The organism is uncultured Lutibacter sp. (assembly GCF_947493565.1).
Taxonomy (GTDB): domain Bacteria; phylum Bacteroidota; class Bacteroidia; order Flavobacteriales; family Flavobacteriaceae; genus Lutibacter; species Lutibacter aestuarii.
Genome location: NZ_CANLRG010000005.1, coordinates 1 through 16,188 on the forward strand (window position 1 = coordinate 1; position 16,188 = coordinate 16,188).

Below are 16,188 nucleotides of genomic sequence, written 5' to 3' on the forward strand. Positions count from 1 at the left end.
GTACTGCCACTCGGTGGGAGAGTATGTCACCGCCTTTCTTTTGAAAACCTTCAACTTTATTGTTGAAGGTTTTTTTTATGCTAATTTTTTTAATTAAAGCTAAAATCCATTTATTGTTTTATATTTATAGTATTCTAACTAAAATAATTAAATCATGAAGTATCAAAATTATAGAAATCATAGAAGATTTGTGGTAGGTTATCACATTGTTACTTTTTTAATAGTATTGCTTTTTATTGTGGGTTCAATTAGAAGTTTGTTAAAGGCAACAGATGACAATTTGTATTCTGCTTCTTTATTAGTGTTAGTGGGGTTTATTTTACTACTTATGTTTTTTTATTTAAGAATTTTTGCGCTTAAAGCTCAAGATAGAGCTATCCGAGCAGAAGAAAAACTTAGATATTTTATTTTGACAGGAAAAACATTAAGTACTACAATAACTACACGCCAAATTATTGGATTGCGTTTTGCGTCTGATGATGAATTTGTAAGTTTAGTTGAAAAAGCAGAGAAAGAAAATCTTTCAGAAAGTGAAATAAAAAGATCGATAAAAAACTGGAAACCTGATCATTATAGGGTGTAAGAGCTAGCTTATTTTTGAAAATTACTCAAATTCCTCTAAAATTTAGAGGAATTTTTATTTTTAAAGTATTTAAATCAAAAACTTAGTAATTTTACAAAATGTATGGAATTTTAGATTGTAATAGCTTTTATGCATCTTGCGAACGTGTATTTAAACCTCATTTAATTGGTAAACCTATTGTAGTTTTATCAAATAATGATGGTTGCGTTATTGCTAGAAGTGATGAAGCTAAAAGTTTTGTTCCAATGGGTGCTGAAGCTTTTAACTATGAAAAAGTATTTAGAGATCATAAAATTCATGTGTTTTCATCTAATTATTCTTTGTATGGAGATTTGAGCTCTAGAGTGATGTCTATTTTAACTACATTCACCCCTGAAATTGAAATTTATTCCATAGATGAAGCCTTTTTTAAATTAAAGGATGTGGCATCTAGTGATATTGAGGCCTATATTTTAGATATTAAGAGAACTATTGAAAAATGGGTTGGAATACCCGTTAGTATTGGTGTTGCACCTACAAAATCACTTTCAAAAGTAGCTAATAAAATAGCTAAGAGGTATTCAAGTAGAACAAAGGGTGTTTATGCTATTGTAACTGAAAAGCAACGTATTAATGCTTTAAAATGGACTAAAGTTGAAAATGTTTGGGGAATTGGAAGGCGTATTTCAAATAGATTAAAAATACAACAAATTTACACAGCACATGAATTTACATTATTGTCAGATGAATACGTTCGTAAAAATTTTTCTATTGTTGGATTGCGTTTAAAACAAGATTTGTTAGGAAAACCTATTATAGGATTTGAACAAGTAAAAGATAAGCAAAATATTGCAACTACCCGTACTTTTGAAAGTGCTTTAAAATTATATGAACCTATAAAAGAACGTATTGCTACCTTTGCAAATGCCTGTGCAGAAAAACTCCGAAAACAAGAATCTGAATGTACTTGTTTATACGTTTTTTTAAAAACAAGCAAATATTCTAAAACTTCAAGAAATGTGGGTTTAGTTGTTCATTTACCTTATGCTACTAACTCCAGTTTTACAATTTGTAAATATGCTATAAAAGGGTTAAATCAACTTTATATAAAAGGGTACAATTATAAAAAAGCAGGTGTAATTGTTATGAATTTAAAACCTGCATCAAAACATCAATTTTCTATTTTTGAAGATGAAAACCCAAAGCATCAAGTATTAATGAAAATACTTGATACGTTTAATTTAAAGTATGGCAAACCTAAAATTAAAATTGCAAATCAAGATTTAAATAAAACTTGGAAAATGAAACAAGAACATTTATCCCCAAGATACACAACGGTACTTAATGAAATAATTGAAGTAAAATGCGAGTAAAAAAATTTGAAAGTAAAGTATTAACAATATATATACCAGAACAATCAAAACTTATTACAAGACCAATTGTTAGTGAAAATATTCCAGCAGGATTTCCTTCCCCAGCTGAGGATTTTCAAGAAGTACGCATAAGTTTAGATAAAGAATTAGTTAAAAATGAAGCTGCTACTTTTTATGCTAGAGCACGGGGAAACTCTATGATTGATGCTCATATAGAAGATGGAGATTTATTGGTTATAGATAGAAGTATTGAGGCTAGAAACGATAAAATTGCAATATGTATGATTGATGGTGAATTTACCGTTAAGAGGTTAAAAGTTGAAAGCGATTGTATTTATTTACTAGCTGAAAATAAAAATTATAAGCCAATAAAACTTACAGAAGGAAATGAATTGATTGTTTGGGGAATAGTAACCTATGTTATAAAAAAAGTGTAATTTTTAAAAATTACACTTTTTTTATTGATTAATTATTTTAACACTTCTAAAATTGTTTTACCTGTACTTCCGTTAGGTTCTGTTATTTTTAATAAATTGGAAAGAGTAGGAGCAATATCTACTATTGGATAATAACGAGCAGATTTACCTTTTTTAATACCATTTCCATAAAATAATAAAGGAACATGAGTATCGTAGGCATAACCAGATCCATGTGTGGTTCCAGTTTTAGAGCGTGAAATTGTTGAAGGATATGGAATTAATAGTACATCTCCAGATAATTTTTGATTGTACCCTTTTTGTAGTATCTGTAAAATTCCTGAATTAAAACTTGTAGTTTGCAATGTATGTGCTGTAACTGTTTTATATACACTTTCAAAGTTGATAATCTCATCTGCTAAAATTTGAGATACTTCATGTACGTTTAAGTTTAATTCTTGAAGTTTTTCTTTGTTTAAAAATAGTTGATAATTGGAGATGTTTTCAACAATTTCATTTGAATTAAAATACTTGATTGTAATTTCATTTACAAAACCTTTAAATTTCTTTGTGTTAAAATAACCTCCAGGAATTTTAAGAGAGTTTAAGTAAGAAGGTACTTGTACCGCTGCGTGATCTGCAGTTAACATAATAGTATATTTATTTTCTCCTATTTCTTTATCTAAAAAGTCAATCAATCTTTCTAATTCTTTATCTAATCTAATATAAGTGTCTTCTAATTCTTTTGCATTTACTCCAAATTGATGTCCTACATAGTCTGTACTCGAATAACTAATAGCTAAAAAATCGGTATAATCACTTTTTCCTAAATTTTCACCTATAATAGCAGCTTCAGCAAAATCTGTTGTAATAGTATTTCCTGAAGGTACTGCTTTTAATAAGTTATAATTTCCATTTAATTTTCTTAATTCGGCAAGGTTATAAGGAAAGGTAGGGGTTGTTTTTCCTTTAAATAAACCTTCAAACTCATTATTGTCTGGAAGTGTCTCTGTATAAGTTGAAATGTCATAATAAGTATTCCAAGTTTCATTTAAATAAGTAGTTGCTTTTCCAGAATTGTTAAATTGTTTTACCCAATTTGGTAGTTCGTTCATATAGAATGTACTGGTAATAAATTTACCTTCGTCACCTCCTTCAAACCAATAAGCAGCATTTGCGGTATGCCCAGCTGGTAAAATAGCAGATCGATCTTTAATAGCAATTCCTATTGTTTTTCCTTTTGAATTTTGCGCTAACTTTAATTGGTCAGTAACCGTTGTTGTTACCATCCTGTGAGGTGATTTATTACCTCCAGAATTTGCCCCTACAGTTTTATAATTATTATCATCTACACAATAAATTGATTTTTTTTCATACTTATCATACCAATTATTTGAAATAATTCCGTGATTGGTAGGTGTAGTTCCTGTATAAATTGAAGTATGCCCAACGGCTGTGTATGTAGGGATGTAGTTATAGTGAACATTTTCTAAGTTATAACCATTTTCCATTAAACGTTTAAATCCTCTTTCTCCATATTTAGTATAAAAGCGTATTAAATAATCGTACCGCATTTGATCTACAACTATTCCAACAACTAGTTTTGGAGGAACTGTTTCATTATTTGTAATAGGATTTACAGTTATGGCTTTTTGAGTACTAATCGGACTAGTTGAAGTTGTAGATTTTGATTTAACAGCAATACATTGAGTTAAAATTGCACTTAAAAATATAAGGATAAAAAGCTTTTTCATTTTTAAAATTTAGGTTTCATATTAACAAAATCAAAAGTACTATTTTTTTTATGCCTACTATTAATTTTATGTTACAAAAAGAATATACCTAGTTTTAATTTAATATTTTAGCAAAAATTAATATTTAATGAACTATTTAGAGCATATAGGAAAGTATTTTATAATGCTAAAGCAGGTTTTTAAAAAACCACAAAAATGGTCGGTTTTTAAAGAAATGTTATTTAGAGAAATTGAAGATTTAGGATTGAAATCTTTAGGAATAATTATGTTTATATCGTTTTTTGTTGGTGGTGTTGTAGCGATACAAACAGCGTTAAATGTAGACAGTCCTTTTATCCCAAAATACCTTATTGGTTTTGCAACTAAACGTTCTATGATTTTGGAGTTTGCGCCAACATTTATGTGTGTAATTTTAGCAGGTAAAGTAGGCTCGTATATTTCTTCAAGTATTGGTACTATGAGAGTTACAGAACAAATTGATGCTTTAGAAGTAATGGGAATAAACTCATTAAATTACTTGGTACTACCTAAAATTATAGCGACCTTGTTTTTTTATCCGTTATTAATTTTATTAGCCATGTTTTTAGGAATTTATGGAGGCTATGTGGCAGGAACACTTACAGATTTATTTTTTAGTGAAGATTATGTGTATGGAATTCAATTAGATTTTAATCCTTATTTTATAAAATATGCCTTAATAAAAACCTTGGTTTTTGCGTTTGTGATTGCAACCATTCCTGCATACCATGGCTACTATGTAAAAGGAGGTTCATTAGAAGTTGGACGAGCAAGTACACAAGCTGTGGTATGGACAAGTGTTGTAATAATTTTACTAAATTATTTTTTAACCCAAATGTTATTAGGATAAATGATAGAAGTTAAAGATTTATATAAAGAATTTAATGGCATACCTGTTTTAAAAGGAGTTTCTACAACTTTTGAAAAAGGAAAAACCAATATGATAATTGGGCAAAGTGGTTCAGGAAAAACAGTTTTTTTGAAGTGCTTACTAGGTTTGCATATACCTGAAAAAGGAATTATTTCTTTTGATGGAAGGAAGCATACCGAATTGGACATTAAAGAACGCAGACAATTGCGACAAGAAATAGGCATGGTTTTTCAAGGAGGAGCTTTATACGACTCTTTAACAGTTGAAGAGAATATTATGTTTCCCCTAAAAATGTTTACTGATAATTCGTATTCAGAGATGTTGGAACGGGTAAATTTTGTTTTAGATAGAGTAAATTTAGAAAATGCCAATAAAAAATTTCCATCAGAAATATCAGGAGGAATGCAAAAAAGAGTTTCAATAGCAAGAGCTATAGTTATGAACCCAAAATATTTATTTTGCGATGAACCTAACTCTGGATTAGACCCAAATACTGCAACTGTAATAGATAATTTAATTCAAGAAATTACTAAAGAATATCAAATGATTACTGTTATTAATTCACATGATATGAATTCTGTAATGGAAATTGGAGAAAAAATTATTTTTTTAAAAAATGGTGTGAAAGCTTGGGAAGGATCCAATAAAGAGATATTTAAAACTGAAAATGAGAGCATTGTAGATTTTGTTTATTCTTCTAATTTATTTAAAAAAGTTAAAGAGGCTTATTTAAATGAAACAAAATAGAAAAGTTGTTTGTTTTTTTAAATTATACCTTTATATTTGCACCCGCTAAAAAGGAAAAGAATGACCTGGTAGCTCAGTTGGTAGAGCACCTCCCTTTTAAGGAGGTGGTCCTGGGTTCGAGCCCCAGCCCGGTCACAAAAAACTTCTCAAAATAGAGAAGTTTTTTAATTTGAAATTTTGGTGAGATACTCAAGTGGCCAACGAGGGCAGACTGTAAATCTGCTGCGCAAGCTTCGGAGGTTCGAATCCTCCTCTCACCACCAAAAAAGCGACTCAAATTTTGAGTCGCTTTTTTTAGTTTACAATAAGAGTATCTAAGTTTAACCTAGTTTTAAGCCATTTTTTAAGTAGTATTTCTTGCTGATTAGTATTGGGGACAGAATCGTGCCAAACGGTGTTAAAAACCGTAATGGTATCTATAGTGTTAAAGTTTGTTTTAATTTGTTTGGCGTAACTTAATTCTTTTAATCCATTGTAATTTATTTGAGCTTCTTTACTAATTTGCATAAATGGTATTTGAGCGTTATAATATTTAGACAATTCAATTTCTAATATTTTAATTTTATCTTCTTTTTCTTTAATAGATTCATCTCTGTTAGTAATGATTTTTTGATTTTGAACATACAAATCTGTTAAATTCTTTACTTCATGTCTTAAATCTGAATCATCCACACCTTGTTGAATTTCTAGTAAGGTTGATTCTAAGCCATATTCAGGCAATCGATTATTCCATTTCTCAATTTCACTTGCAGATAATTTATTACCATAAACAAATATTTTTACACGTTTGTTGTGGTAATCAATATTTTCATCAACTTCATCTATAATGCTAATTCCATCTTTTTTGATATCATCAATTAGGTTTTGAGCAGCTTGCCTAAATTGGTTTTCCTTAAATAAATTGAAAAATAGGTAAATACTTCCAGTAAGAACTAAAAAAGCAACAAATGAAGCTAAACGGGCAATACGTTTTCTTTTTGTTGAATTGATATATTTTAGCATTGGAAATCCTAAAAATTTAACAATTACAAAAGTTGCTAATGCTATAAAAATGGTGTTTATAGTAAACAAAAACATGGCGCCGCCAAAGTAACTTAAATTCCAAGTAGCAAGTCCATAACCAGCTGTACAAAGTGGAGGCATTAGCGCTGTTGCAATTGCAACTCCAGCAATAGTATTCGTTTGTTTACTTCTTCTACTTAAAGCAATAATTAAAGCTAAACCACCAGCAATGGCAATAAAAACATCTCGGACATCTGGAGCGGTTCTAGCTAGTATTTCTGGAGTTTCATTTCTAAATAAGGGGATTAAAAAGAAGAAGAATGATGTTGCTAAGCTTAATACTACCATTACTCCTAAATTAATTAGTGAGCGTTTTAACGTATCTATGTCATTGATTCCTATAGAGAGTCCAACACCTAAAATTGGACCCATTAGAGGAGATATAAGCATCGCTCCAATTACTACTGCAGTAGAACTTACATTTAACCCTATGGAGGCAATTAAAATTGAAAAAACCAATACCCAAGCAGTATGTCCTTTCATAGATATATTCCCTTTAATATCTTCAATGGTAGCTTCTTTGTCAGTATCTTTTCGAATGTCCAACAATTCAATTAAAAATTGTTTGATACTAATCCAATACCCGTTTAGATCTGGATTAGTAGTATTTTCAGAAGTTGTAAATTTTTCTTCTGATTGATTGTTTGTGGTATTTTCCATATTTAATTTGAATTAAACATATTTGTTTCCAAAAGCTTTTTGAACTTCGTTGGTTATTTCTTTAATATCTTGCTCTTTATTTTTAGGACAAATAAGAATGACATCTTCTTTTTCAACCACAATATAATCATTTAATCCTTGTATTACTACTCGTTTATTATTTTGAGTTTTAACAATATTGTTGTGAGCGTTTTTAAATACAACTTTTCCTCCCACAGTTGCATTTTTATTTTCATCTTTTGAAAGTTTTGAATAAAGTGACCCCCAAGTACCTAAATCATTCCAATCAAAATTAACTGGCATAATAAATACATTGGAAGCTTTTTCCATGATACCAAAATCAATAGAAATATTTTGAGATAAAGCATAATTGTTTTTTATAAAATTAGCTTCATCAGGGGTATTATAAAAACAATTTCCTTTCGAAAAAAGTTGAAACATTTCAGGTAAATAAGTTTTAAAGGCTTTCAAAATACTTTTTACACTCCAAATAAAAATTCCGGCATTCCAAAGATAATCACCACTTTTTAAAAATTGTTCAGCAGTTTCTAAATTGGGTTTTTCAGTAAATTTTTCAACTGTTTTTATGTCTTTATCTGAGTTTTTATACTTGATATAGCCATAGCCTGTATTAGGTGAAGTTGGTTGAATACCAAGAGTTAGTAAAGCCTCTTTTTTAGAACAAAAATTAAAAGCAGTAGCAATGTTTTCTAAAAACTCTTTTTCATTTTCAATCCAATGATCTGAAGGAGCTATCACCATAACTCCATCTGGATTTTCGGCATTAATTTTTAAAGCACTATATAAAATACAAGGAGCAGTATTTCTCATTGCAGGTTCAAGAAGTAATTGGTTTGATGAAACTTCAGGCAGTTGATTTAAAACTAATTGCTCGTATTTTTTATTAGTAGCAATTAAAATGTTTTTTGAAGGAATTATTGATTTGAAGCGTTGATATGTATTTTGAATTAAAGTGTTTCCAGTTCCAAGCATATCATGAAATTGTTTTGGAAATTCCTGAGTACTTATTGGCCAAAATCTTGAGCCAACTCCACCAGCCATTATAATTGCGTAGTAATTGTTATTCATTATCATTTTTTAAATATAAAACCTCTGCATTTTTATTAAACAAATAGGTTTTTTTACTTTGTAATTCAACACATTCAAAACGCGTTCTTCGAATGCTTCCTTTTTTATAGTTTTTATTATTAAATTTAAAAATACTTCCGTGTGCTAATTCAAATATAAAGTTCTTTCCTGACATTTCATCATATTGTTTTAAAGCGTATGTTAAATTCACATCGGAACCCGTACTAGCTTTAGGATTTTTTAAATAGTTTGCTAAATGTGGAAGAATGTTTTCAGGAAAAATTGATGGCTGTAAAAAAGGCAACATTAAATGTTGAAAATTTTGTTTCCATTCAAGCCCATGAGGTTTGCTGTTTTGGTATTTTTTATAAGTTATAAAATGAGCAATTTCATGTATTAAAGTGAGTAAAAATTGAAATTTATTTAAATTATTATTTAATGTTATTTGAAAATTACCATTGCTAAATCTTTTAAATTCACCATGTTTAGTCCGCCTGTTGTTAACTATTTTAATATAAATTGGGTGTTCAGTTAGAATTTCTTTAACTAAAGGAATTGCTTTTTCTGGAAGATATTTTAAAAGAAGTTCACTCATAAAATTATGGTGTTGTTGAAGACACTTGAATTATTTTTCCATTAAAAAATTGATTTCCTGTTAAAGCAAAATTGTACATGTAGCTTGCCATTTCTTTTGCAGAAACGGGAGCTTTATAGCCAGAAAAAGCTTCTTCTAACATTTCGGTTTGTACAGCGCCTAAAGCTAATGCATTAAATGAAATTTGCTGCTCTTTATATTCTTCTGCAAGTAATTCAGTAAGGGTTAAAACTGCTCCTTTAGAAGAACTATAGGCTGCTAAGCCTGGGAATTTCATACTTCCCTGTACGCCACCAATGCTGCTAATAGTAACCACATGACTTCCTTTAAAAAGAAATGGAATTATTTGACGAGTTAATTCTGCCATTGCAAAAACATTTACTTTATAAACTTCTAAAAAATCGGTTGAAGTTAAATTTTCAAAAGGTTTGTTAATTAATTTACCAGCATTATTTATTAAAATATCTACTTTTTTCCAGTGAGAAGCTATAAAATCGATTACTTTTTTTAAATCTGATTCATTAGATAAATCCACAGATAATGAAGTGATATTTTGAATATTAAGGTTGTTTAAAGGTTCAGAATTTCGAGATAAAGCCAAAACGTTATGGTTGTTTTTGGCAAATAATTGTGCCAATTCAAAACCAATTCCTCTACTGGTTCCTGTGATAATTACATTTTTCATTTTAAATTAATTTTCAAAAATTATATGTTGATATGCTCCAATATCTGCAGGCATTGTTCTTTGAATTCCTAAAATATCATAAGGAACTATACTTGTTGCTTGAGTAGTTGCTTTTTGAATTCCCTTAGAATTTTCACCAATAATTAATTGATTGCTGTATGGAGCTTTAAAATCTGAGATTCCATTAAAAATATTGTCTATATAATGATTTGAATCTTCAAAATTATATGTTTCAATAGTTGTAGCGTTTTCATTTAAAAGGTCGAATTTAATTAAGTTATTTTTAAACAAATAATTAAATTCAGTACCTTCAACTTTGTCTAAAATAAATTCATTTATATTACTTCCATCAATAATGCAATTGGTAAAATTAGCTGCAGCCAAAGTTCTAGTTTCTACAACTTGAGCATTATTTTTAAAATAAGTGAAATAATTGTTAATCAAAACGCTAGGGAATTTACGAAAACTGTTATTCCAAAAATTAGCAAATGTTGAATGAGTAAAATTATAAGTGCCGCCAATGGTACATGCTAAAGATGATTTACCACTGTTGTTTATAACGATGTTTTCTCCTTTAATATTGGTTTCTCGACCTAATAATCCAAATGATAAACTATTGTAAATTTGAGTGTTTTTTATGGTTAATATTGGAGTTGAAGAAAAACCCAACGAATCTACAATAATACCTGCTGAAGCATTTTTAATAATTGTATTATTTATTTCATGGTGGTTACTACCAGCGCGTAACCAAATGGTTCCCCATTGACCTGGAATATTTTTATATGAAGGCTCTAACCGATCTCCTTCAATTATAACTTTATTGTTCAACTCTCCATTAATAATTAAAGAGGAGTTTTTAGAGGCAATTAATCCAGAGTTTGAATGGAAATAAAGTTTACTTCCAGCTTCAATTATAAGTTTTTTTCCTTCTGGAATTGCACAATAACCATAAATTACATAAGGTTTTTCATTAGTAAAAACAGTATTTCCATTTAAATAAAATCCTTGAGTTCGAATTTCTTCTCCCTCATCATCAACGCCTATATTGATAGTTGCTATAAATCCATCTGTATTTTTTGATGGATATAAAAAGTGAGCATCTTTAACTAAGGTAACTAACTTTACATCTTGAAGTTTTTCTCCTGCATCAAAAACAATAGAATCTGTATAAATTGGGTTAGAAATTTGTTGGTAGTTTATAGTAGTTTCAATAAAAATATAGATACTGTCTTTGGCTAAAATTTCAACATTATCGAAATTTTTTCCTGGAACTCCATCTACGTTTAATCTATAAAATGAATTTTCACCTCGGCCTAATTTAATGGAGGGAATAGAAATAGCCTTATTGCTTTTATTGTACACTTTTAAATTATAAGTACTGGAACCGATATTTGTAAATACCGTATCTAAATAAACAGTGTCTTTTGAAAAAGTAAGCTCTCCACTACTTAATTCTGTTGAAAAATCTTTTCTACAAGATGAAAAAAATATTGTAAAAATTAAAAAAGTAATGGTATAACGCATTGAGGATGTTTTTGTAAAGATAAGAAGAATGATTCAGAATTATTTTTTAATCAATTCAATTTCATACAATTTACCCCAATGTTTACCAGTAACAAAAAGTCTATTATTTTCTTTGTCAAAAGCAATACCATTTAATACTTCATCATCATCGGTTAAATTTTGTTCTTTTAAAATATCTTCTTTTAAACTGTTTAAATTAGCAACGCCTTCCACTTTTCCTGTCTTAGGATTTATCATTAAAATAGAGTTTTGTTGCCAAATATTTGCATAAATTAAGCCATTTACATACTCTAATTCATTAAGTTTTTCAACTTTTCTATCGTTGGTATAAGCTTCAATATAACTTTCTTCAACTAACGTTTCTGGATTTAAAAACCAAATACGTTCGGTTCCATCAGTTTTTAATAATTTTTCACCATTATTTGCAAGTCCCCAGCCTTCTCTGCTTTTGGTATATTTAAACTCTTTTTCTTTCTCAAAAGTATCTAAGTTATATACAAATCCAACACCGCTTTGCCAAGTAAGTTGATAAATTTTATGGTTAAATATGGTAATACCTTCGCCAAAATATTGGTCATCTAAATCTATTTGTTGTAATACTTTTCCAGATGTAAGTTCAACTTTTCTAATGTATGAACTTCCTTTTCTCCCTGTGCCTTCATATAAATAACCATTATAATATTCTAACCCCTGTGTAAAAGCATTTTTATCATGAGGGTATTTGTTAATTATTTTAAAGGTATAAATATCAGGTGCTGTATCAGCGGTAAAATATATAGGTTTTGTAATTTTTTTAGTTTTGCTTTCAAAAAAAACAATAGCAGTTATGGTGTGCTTACCTAACTTATAATCTCTAATGTTTATTGTTGAAGTATTGCCTTTATTTATAATTTTATTACCATCAATAGAAAATTGAACAGAATCTATTGGTTTATTGTTTTTTTCCGAAATTGAAATGGTTAATTCTTGATTGCTTTTTATTTTTTTAGGAGTATTTAAAGTGAATTTATACTCACTTTTACAGGATATTAGTAAAATAAAAGTTAAAAAACTAAATAGAGGCTTATAGGACATAACTTTGTTTGAAGATTTATATTTTTTATGTAAATAAAATAAATTATTTGTTTGAAGTTTCAAAAATATAGTTAAATTTGCAGTCTTAAAAATAAAAATAGAATTAAAACGAGTTTACGATGAGAAAAGGTATACACCCAGATAATTATAGAATGGTAGCATTTAAAGATATGTCTAATGAAGACGTGTTTTTAACTCGTTCAACAGTAAATACTAAGGAAACTATTGAAATTGAAGGTGTTGAATATCCTTTAGTAAAATTAGAGATTTCAAGAACTTCACATCCATTTTACACTGGTAAATCTAAATTAATAGATACTGCTGGACGTATTGATAAGTTCAAATCTAAATATGCTAAATTTAAAAAATAAGCATTTTTTAGTTTAAAAATATTTAAAATCCTCAACGAAAGTTGAGGGTTTTTTGTTATTAAATACTTAGGTTTAAGATAGATATGAATATTTTATAAAAAAATTGCTATATTGTATAAAAAATCTACACTATGCCAATTTATATGGATCGTCATGATATCCCAAAAGAAATTAAAGCAGAACATGTAGCTGAGATGCATCAAATTGATTTAAAAATTGAACACAAATTTGGCTGCAGGGGATTAACATATTGGTGTGATGAAGAAAGGAATACTGCTTTTTGTTTGATTGAAGCTCCTAATAAAAAAGCCATTCAAGATATGCATAACCAAGCTCATGGTGAATTTCCTCATAGCATTATTGAAGTTGATAAAAAAATCGTTGAATCTTTTCTAGGAAGAATTGAAGATCCAGTAAAAGCTAAAAATACGAAGTTAAATATTATTAATGACCCTGCTTTTAGGGTTATTATGGTCTTAAAAACGAGTAGTTTTTTAAATAGATTAGAAGCCAATCAGTTTAGTTTATTTTTGCAAAAATTTCATAATAGTGTTTTAAAAACCTTTAAACATTTTAAAGGAAGTATTGTTAAAAGAGATAATAATCACTATTTAGTATCTTTTAAATCGGTAAGTAATGCTGTAACTTGTATGTCAAAAATTCAATCAAATTTTAAATACATTACTCCAAAATTTGATTTAAAAAATAGGAGGATAAAAATTGCATTAAGTGCTGGTTCTCCAGTTTCTGAAAAAGAAACAATTTTTGAAGAAGCCATAACATTGGCTACAAGAATGTGTGATATTGTTAAAAATCAATTAGTAATATCAAACGAGGTAAGAGAGTTGTATGAAAGTGAAAATAGAAATTTGATTATTGATCGAGAATTGATAAAAGTTTTAAAACCAAACGAAGAAGTTTTTTTAAATAAATTAATGAATTTTGTTGAACAAGTTTGGAATAAACCAAGTTTTAAAGTAGCTAATTTTTGTAAAGGTATGGGGTATAGTAAATCTCAACTTTATAGAAAATTAATACAATTAACAGGAATGTCTCCAAATAATTTTATTAGAGAATTTAGACTACATCAAGCTCTAGGATTACTCCACAAACAAAGCCAAAATATCTCTGAAATAGCTTATGAATCTGGTTTTAATAGTCCAGCGTATTTTTCTAAATGTTTTATAGAAAAATATGGAATTTTACCCTCAAAATACATTCAACAACATAAAACTTAGTTTAATTAAGTTTTATAAATGACCCAAAATTATACTTATTTGAATTAAATATAGAGGTGTGTTCCTTTATATATTGTTAAAATTGGTTATATAAAAGATGAACTAATTAGGTTGTTAATTTTTAATAATTAATAATCGTAAAGAATATTTATTTACTAACCTAAAAATAAAATTTATGTTTAATTCAATAAATAATTTAAACGAATCAATTATTGAAGAATTTAAAGCTCAAATAAGAGGTGAGTTGGTTTTTCCAAATGATTTTAATTATCATACTGCTCGTAAAGTCTATAATGGTATGATCGATAAATATCCAGGTTTAATTGTTAAATGTATAGATGTAGCAGATGTTATACATTCAGTAAACTTTGGAAGAAATAATGATTTGCTAGTAGCTGTTAGAGGTGGAGGTCATAATGGAGGAGGATTAGGAATTTGTGATGATGGTTTAGTGATTGATTTATCTGGAATTAAATTTGTAAGGGTTGATATTTCAGACCGTACTGTTCGAGTAGGAGGGGGTAATTTATGGGGAGAAGTAGACCATGCAATTCACCCTTTTGGATTGGCAATACCAGCAGGAATTATTTCTACAACGGGTGTTGGAGGTTTAACTCTTGGAGGTGGTGTTGGTCATCTTTCTAGAAAATTTGGGTTAACCATTGATAATTTATTAGAAGCGGATATGGTTTTAGCTGATGGTAGTTTTGTTACAGTAAATGCCAAACAACATCCTGATTTATTTTGGGCTATTAGAGGTGGAGGTGGAAATTTTGGAATTGTAACTTCTTTTAAATTTAAAGCATATAAAGTAAAAACGGTTATTGGAGGACCAACTTTATGGCCAATTGAAAAAACTGAAGAGATTATGGAATGGTATCATAATTTTATTCAGAATGCTCCTGATGAGTTGAATGGATTTATTGCGACTATGATTATTCCTGGAGATCCATTTCCTAAGCATTTACACAATAAACAATTCTGTGGTATTGTTTGGTGTTATGTAGGTGACCCAGCTAAATTTGATAAATTGTTTGAAGCTGTATTAGAGTTAGATCCTTTATTTCAACATGTAGGTGAAATGCCATATCCGTCTATACAAACCTTGTTTGACGGTTTGATGCCTCCTGGGATGCAATGGTACTGGAGAGCCGACTTTTTCAATGAATTGGGAGCAGAAGTTAGAGAACAGCATTTAAAGTTTGGTTCAAATATTCCAACACCACTTTCTCAAATGCATTTATATCCTATAAGTGGAGCAGCAAGCAGAGTTGGGGCTCAAGAAACACCTTGGGCGTACAGAGATGCTAAGTATGCTGGAGTTATAGTTGGTGTAGATCCAGACCCTAAAAAAGCTGACAAAATTACCTCGTGGTGTAAAGATTATTGGCAAGCTTTACACCCATATTCATCAGGTGGCGCATATTCAAATTTTATGATGGATGAAGGGCAAGACCGTGTAAAAGCAAGTTATAAGCACAATTATGAACGCTTAACAAAAATTAAAAAGAAATATGATCCAACTAATTTATTTAAAGTAAATCAAAACATTCAACCAAGTAACTAATTTAAAATCAAAATAATCATGAAAACTACTAAACTAATTGTCATTTTTATAATGACATTATTCATTACAAATTGCTCGAATAAAAAGGCAGAGAAACAAAATAACTCAGATGAAAAAATAACTGAAGTTGTTGAAAGTACACCTGAAGAGGTAAGTTTATTTAATCGTTTAGGAGGTGAAAAAGGAATTTCTATGATTGTAGATGATATTGTTCAGGCTCATTTGGACAACCCTACCATAAATGAAGTTTTTTTGCCTTTAAAAGAAAACCCTGAACACTTTGAAGCTTTTAAACGTCACGTAAAAGAATTTTTATCAGCGGGTACTGGAGGAGAAGCCACTTATACTGGGAAAGATTTACCAGCTGCTCATAAAGGTTTAAATACCACTGAAGCTCAATTTTTGGCAGCTGTAGATGATATTTTAGGTGTTTTAAGCAAGCATAATATAGATGAGGAAACCAAAAAAGATATGCTTTATATTTTGTATTCTATGAAAGGAGCAGTAATTGGATTATAATTATTTTTTAAATAACTAAAACCTATTTTTATAGAATATTAAGTATAAAAAACCCATTGTAAA

16 protein-coding genes and 2 tRNA genes are annotated in these 16,188 nt (G+C 28.9%); 11 read left to right on the forward strand and 7 right to left on the reverse strand.

All coding sequences use genetic code 11. The features are described from left to right. The first annotated feature begins 154 nt into the window (after positions 1–154). The 3 genes from Q0714_RS07020 to Q0714_RS07030 all read left to right on the forward strand — a co-directional run bounded on the left by Q0714_RS07020 (position 155) and on the right by Q0714_RS07030 (position 2,372). Entirely contained in the window at positions 155–583 is a 429-nt protein-coding gene (locus tag Q0714_RS07020) for a DUF6526 family protein (RefSeq protein WP_298263792.1), read from the forward strand. Positions 584–681: 98 nt separating this feature from the next. Further along, on the forward strand, positions 682–1,935 hold the full coding sequence (locus tag Q0714_RS07025) for a Y-family DNA polymerase (protein ID WP_298263793.1): 1,254 nt from the start codon (positions 682–684) through the stop codon (positions 1,933–1,935). Next, complete coding sequence (locus Q0714_RS07030) at positions 1,926–2,372, forward strand: LexA family transcriptional regulator (RefSeq protein WP_298263795.1); 447 nt, start codon at positions 1,926–1,928, stop codon at positions 2,370–2,372. The genes Q0714_RS07025 and Q0714_RS07030 overlap by 10 nt, the downstream gene beginning before the upstream one ends. 32 nt (positions 2,373–2,404) lie before the next feature. On the opposite strand, the gene pafA is transcribed toward Q0714_RS07030, so the two are convergent. Beyond that, entirely contained in the window at positions 2,405–4,105 is a 1,701-nt protein-coding gene (gene pafA, locus Q0714_RS07035; RefSeq protein WP_298263797.1) for an alkaline phosphatase PafA, read from the reverse strand. A 127-nt stretch (positions 4,106–4,232) separates the two neighbouring features. Between pafA and Q0714_RS07040 the strand changes: the two genes are divergently transcribed. The 4 genes from Q0714_RS07040 to Q0714_RS07055 all read left to right on the forward strand — a co-directional run bounded on the left by Q0714_RS07040 (position 4,233) and on the right by Q0714_RS07055 (position 6,004). Beyond that, a complete protein-coding gene (locus Q0714_RS07040; protein ID WP_298263798.1) occupies positions 4,233–4,973 on the forward strand; it encodes an ABC transporter permease in 741 nt (246 codons plus the stop codon). Next, the gene (locus Q0714_RS07045; RefSeq protein ID WP_298263801.1) at positions 4,974–5,741 is read left to right on the forward strand and encodes an ABC transporter ATP-binding protein; all 768 of its coding nucleotides are present in this window, start codon (positions 4,974–4,976) and stop codon (positions 5,739–5,741) included. Positions 5,742–5,803: 62 nt separating this feature from the next. After that, positions 5,804–5,876: transfer RNA gene (locus tag Q0714_RS07050), tRNA-Lys, on the forward strand. A 44-nt stretch (positions 5,877–5,920) separates the two neighbouring features. Further along, positions 5,921–6,004: transfer RNA gene (locus Q0714_RS07055), tRNA-Tyr, on the forward strand. 31 nt (positions 6,005–6,035) lie between these two features. Here Q0714_RS07055 and Q0714_RS07060 read toward each other — a convergent pair. From Q0714_RS07060 to Q0714_RS07085, 6 genes are read right to left on the reverse strand one after another with little or no spacing between them, the layout of a single operon-like run. Next, positions 6,036–7,463, reverse strand: a complete 1,428-nt coding sequence (locus Q0714_RS07060) for a DUF389 domain-containing protein (protein WP_298263802.1) — start codon at positions 7,461–7,463, stop codon at positions 6,036–6,038. A gap of 12 nt (positions 7,464–7,475) precedes the next feature. Continuing rightward, positions 7,476–8,552 carry a mannose-1-phosphate guanylyltransferase gene (locus Q0714_RS07065; RefSeq protein ID WP_298263804.1) on the reverse strand — a complete coding sequence of 359 codons (1,077 nt, stop codon included), beginning with the start codon at positions 8,550–8,552 and terminating at the stop codon, positions 7,476–7,478. After that, the gene (locus Q0714_RS07070; RefSeq protein ID WP_298263806.1) at positions 8,545–9,147 is read right to left on the reverse strand and encodes a SprT-like domain-containing protein; all 603 of its coding nucleotides are present in this window, start codon (positions 9,145–9,147) and stop codon (positions 8,545–8,547) included. The genes Q0714_RS07065 and Q0714_RS07070 overlap by 8 nt, the downstream gene beginning before the upstream one ends. A gap of 4 nt (positions 9,148–9,151) precedes the next feature. Next, entirely contained in the window at positions 9,152–9,832 is a 681-nt protein-coding gene (locus Q0714_RS07075; RefSeq protein ID WP_298263808.1) for an SDR family oxidoreductase, read from the reverse strand. Between the two features lie 6 nt (positions 9,833–9,838). Continuing rightward, positions 9,839–11,356: a hypothetical protein gene (locus tag Q0714_RS07080; RefSeq protein ID WP_298263809.1), complete on the reverse strand. Its 1,518-nt coding sequence runs from the start codon at positions 11,354–11,356 to the stop codon at positions 9,839–9,841. 39 nt (positions 11,357–11,395) lie between these two features. Continuing rightward, a complete protein-coding gene (locus Q0714_RS07085; protein ID WP_298263811.1) occupies positions 11,396–12,430 on the reverse strand; it encodes a glutaminyl-peptide cyclotransferase in 1,035 nt (344 codons plus the stop codon). Positions 12,431–12,549: 119 nt separating this feature from the next. Here Q0714_RS07085 and Q0714_RS07090 point away from each other — a divergent pair, with 119 nt between their 5' ends. The 4 genes from Q0714_RS07090 (at position 12,550) to Q0714_RS07105 (ending at position 16,125) form a co-directional block, all read left to right on the forward strand. Further along, entirely contained in the window at positions 12,550–12,801 is a 252-nt protein-coding gene (locus Q0714_RS07090) for a type B 50S ribosomal protein L31 (protein ID WP_298263812.1), read from the forward strand. Positions 12,802–12,932: 131 nt separating this feature from the next. Continuing rightward, positions 12,933–14,039, forward strand: coding sequence for a nickel-binding protein (locus Q0714_RS07095; protein WP_298263813.1), 1,107 nt, complete (start codon positions 12,933–12,935; stop codon positions 14,037–14,039). A 175-nt stretch (positions 14,040–14,214) separates the two neighbouring features. Beyond that, positions 14,215–15,606: an FAD-binding oxidoreductase gene (locus Q0714_RS07100; RefSeq protein ID WP_298263815.1), complete on the forward strand. Its 1,392-nt coding sequence runs from the start codon at positions 14,215–14,217 to the stop codon at positions 15,604–15,606. Between the two features lie 18 nt (positions 15,607–15,624). Next, positions 15,625–16,125 (forward strand): group 1 truncated hemoglobin, encoded by a 501-nt coding sequence (locus Q0714_RS07105; protein ID WP_298263816.1) that lies wholly within the window; start codon positions 15,625–15,627, stop codon positions 16,123–16,125. The last annotated feature ends 63 nt before the right edge of the window (positions 16,126–16,188 follow it).

Coding starts and splice junctions, on each gene's coding strand:
- Q0714_RS07020 (WP_298263792.1), top strand. CDS start 155: ATGAAGTATCAAAATTATAGAAATCATAGAAGATTTGTGGTAGGTTAT.
- Q0714_RS07025 (WP_298263793.1), top strand. CDS start 682: ATGTATGGAATTTTAGATTGTAATAGCTTTTATGCATCTTGCGAACGT.
- Q0714_RS07030 (WP_298263795.1), top strand. CDS start 1,926: ATGCGAGTAAAAAAATTTGAAAGTAAAGTATTAACAATATATATACCA.
- pafA (WP_298263797.1), bottom strand. CDS start 4,105: ATGAAAAAGCTTTTTATCCTTATATTTTTAAGTGCAATTTTAACTCAA.
- Q0714_RS07040 (WP_298263798.1), top strand. CDS start 4,233: ATGAACTATTTAGAGCATATAGGAAAGTATTTTATAATGCTAAAGCAG.
- Q0714_RS07045 (WP_298263801.1), top strand. CDS start 4,974: ATGATAGAAGTTAAAGATTTATATAAAGAATTTAATGGCATACCTGTT.
- Q0714_RS07060 (WP_298263802.1), bottom strand. CDS start 7,463: ATGGAAAATACCACAAACAATCAATCAGAAGAAAAATTTACAACTTCT.
- Q0714_RS07065 (WP_298263804.1), bottom strand. CDS start 8,552: ATGAATAACAATTACTACGCAATTATAATGGCTGGTGGAGTTGGCTCA.
- Q0714_RS07070 (WP_298263806.1), bottom strand. CDS start 9,147: ATGAGTGAACTTCTTTTAAAATATCTTCCAGAAAAAGCAATTCCTTTA.
- Q0714_RS07075 (WP_298263808.1), bottom strand. CDS start 9,832: ATGAAAAATGTAATTATCACAGGAACCAGTAGAGGAATTGGTTTTGAA.
- Q0714_RS07080 (WP_298263809.1), bottom strand. CDS start 11,356: ATGCGTTATACCATTACTTTTTTAATTTTTACAATATTTTTTTCATCT.
- Q0714_RS07085 (WP_298263811.1), bottom strand. CDS start 12,430: ATGTCCTATAAGCCTCTATTTAGTTTTTTAACTTTTATTTTACTAATA.
- Q0714_RS07090 (WP_298263812.1), top strand. CDS start 12,550: ATGAGAAAAGGTATACACCCAGATAATTATAGAATGGTAGCATTTAAA.
- Q0714_RS07095 (WP_298263813.1), top strand. CDS start 12,933: ATGCCAATTTATATGGATCGTCATGATATCCCAAAAGAAATTAAAGCA.
- Q0714_RS07100 (WP_298263815.1), top strand. CDS start 14,215: ATGTTTAATTCAATAAATAATTTAAACGAATCAATTATTGAAGAATTT.
- Q0714_RS07105 (WP_298263816.1), top strand. CDS start 15,625: ATGAAAACTACTAAACTAATTGTCATTTTTATAATGACATTATTCATT.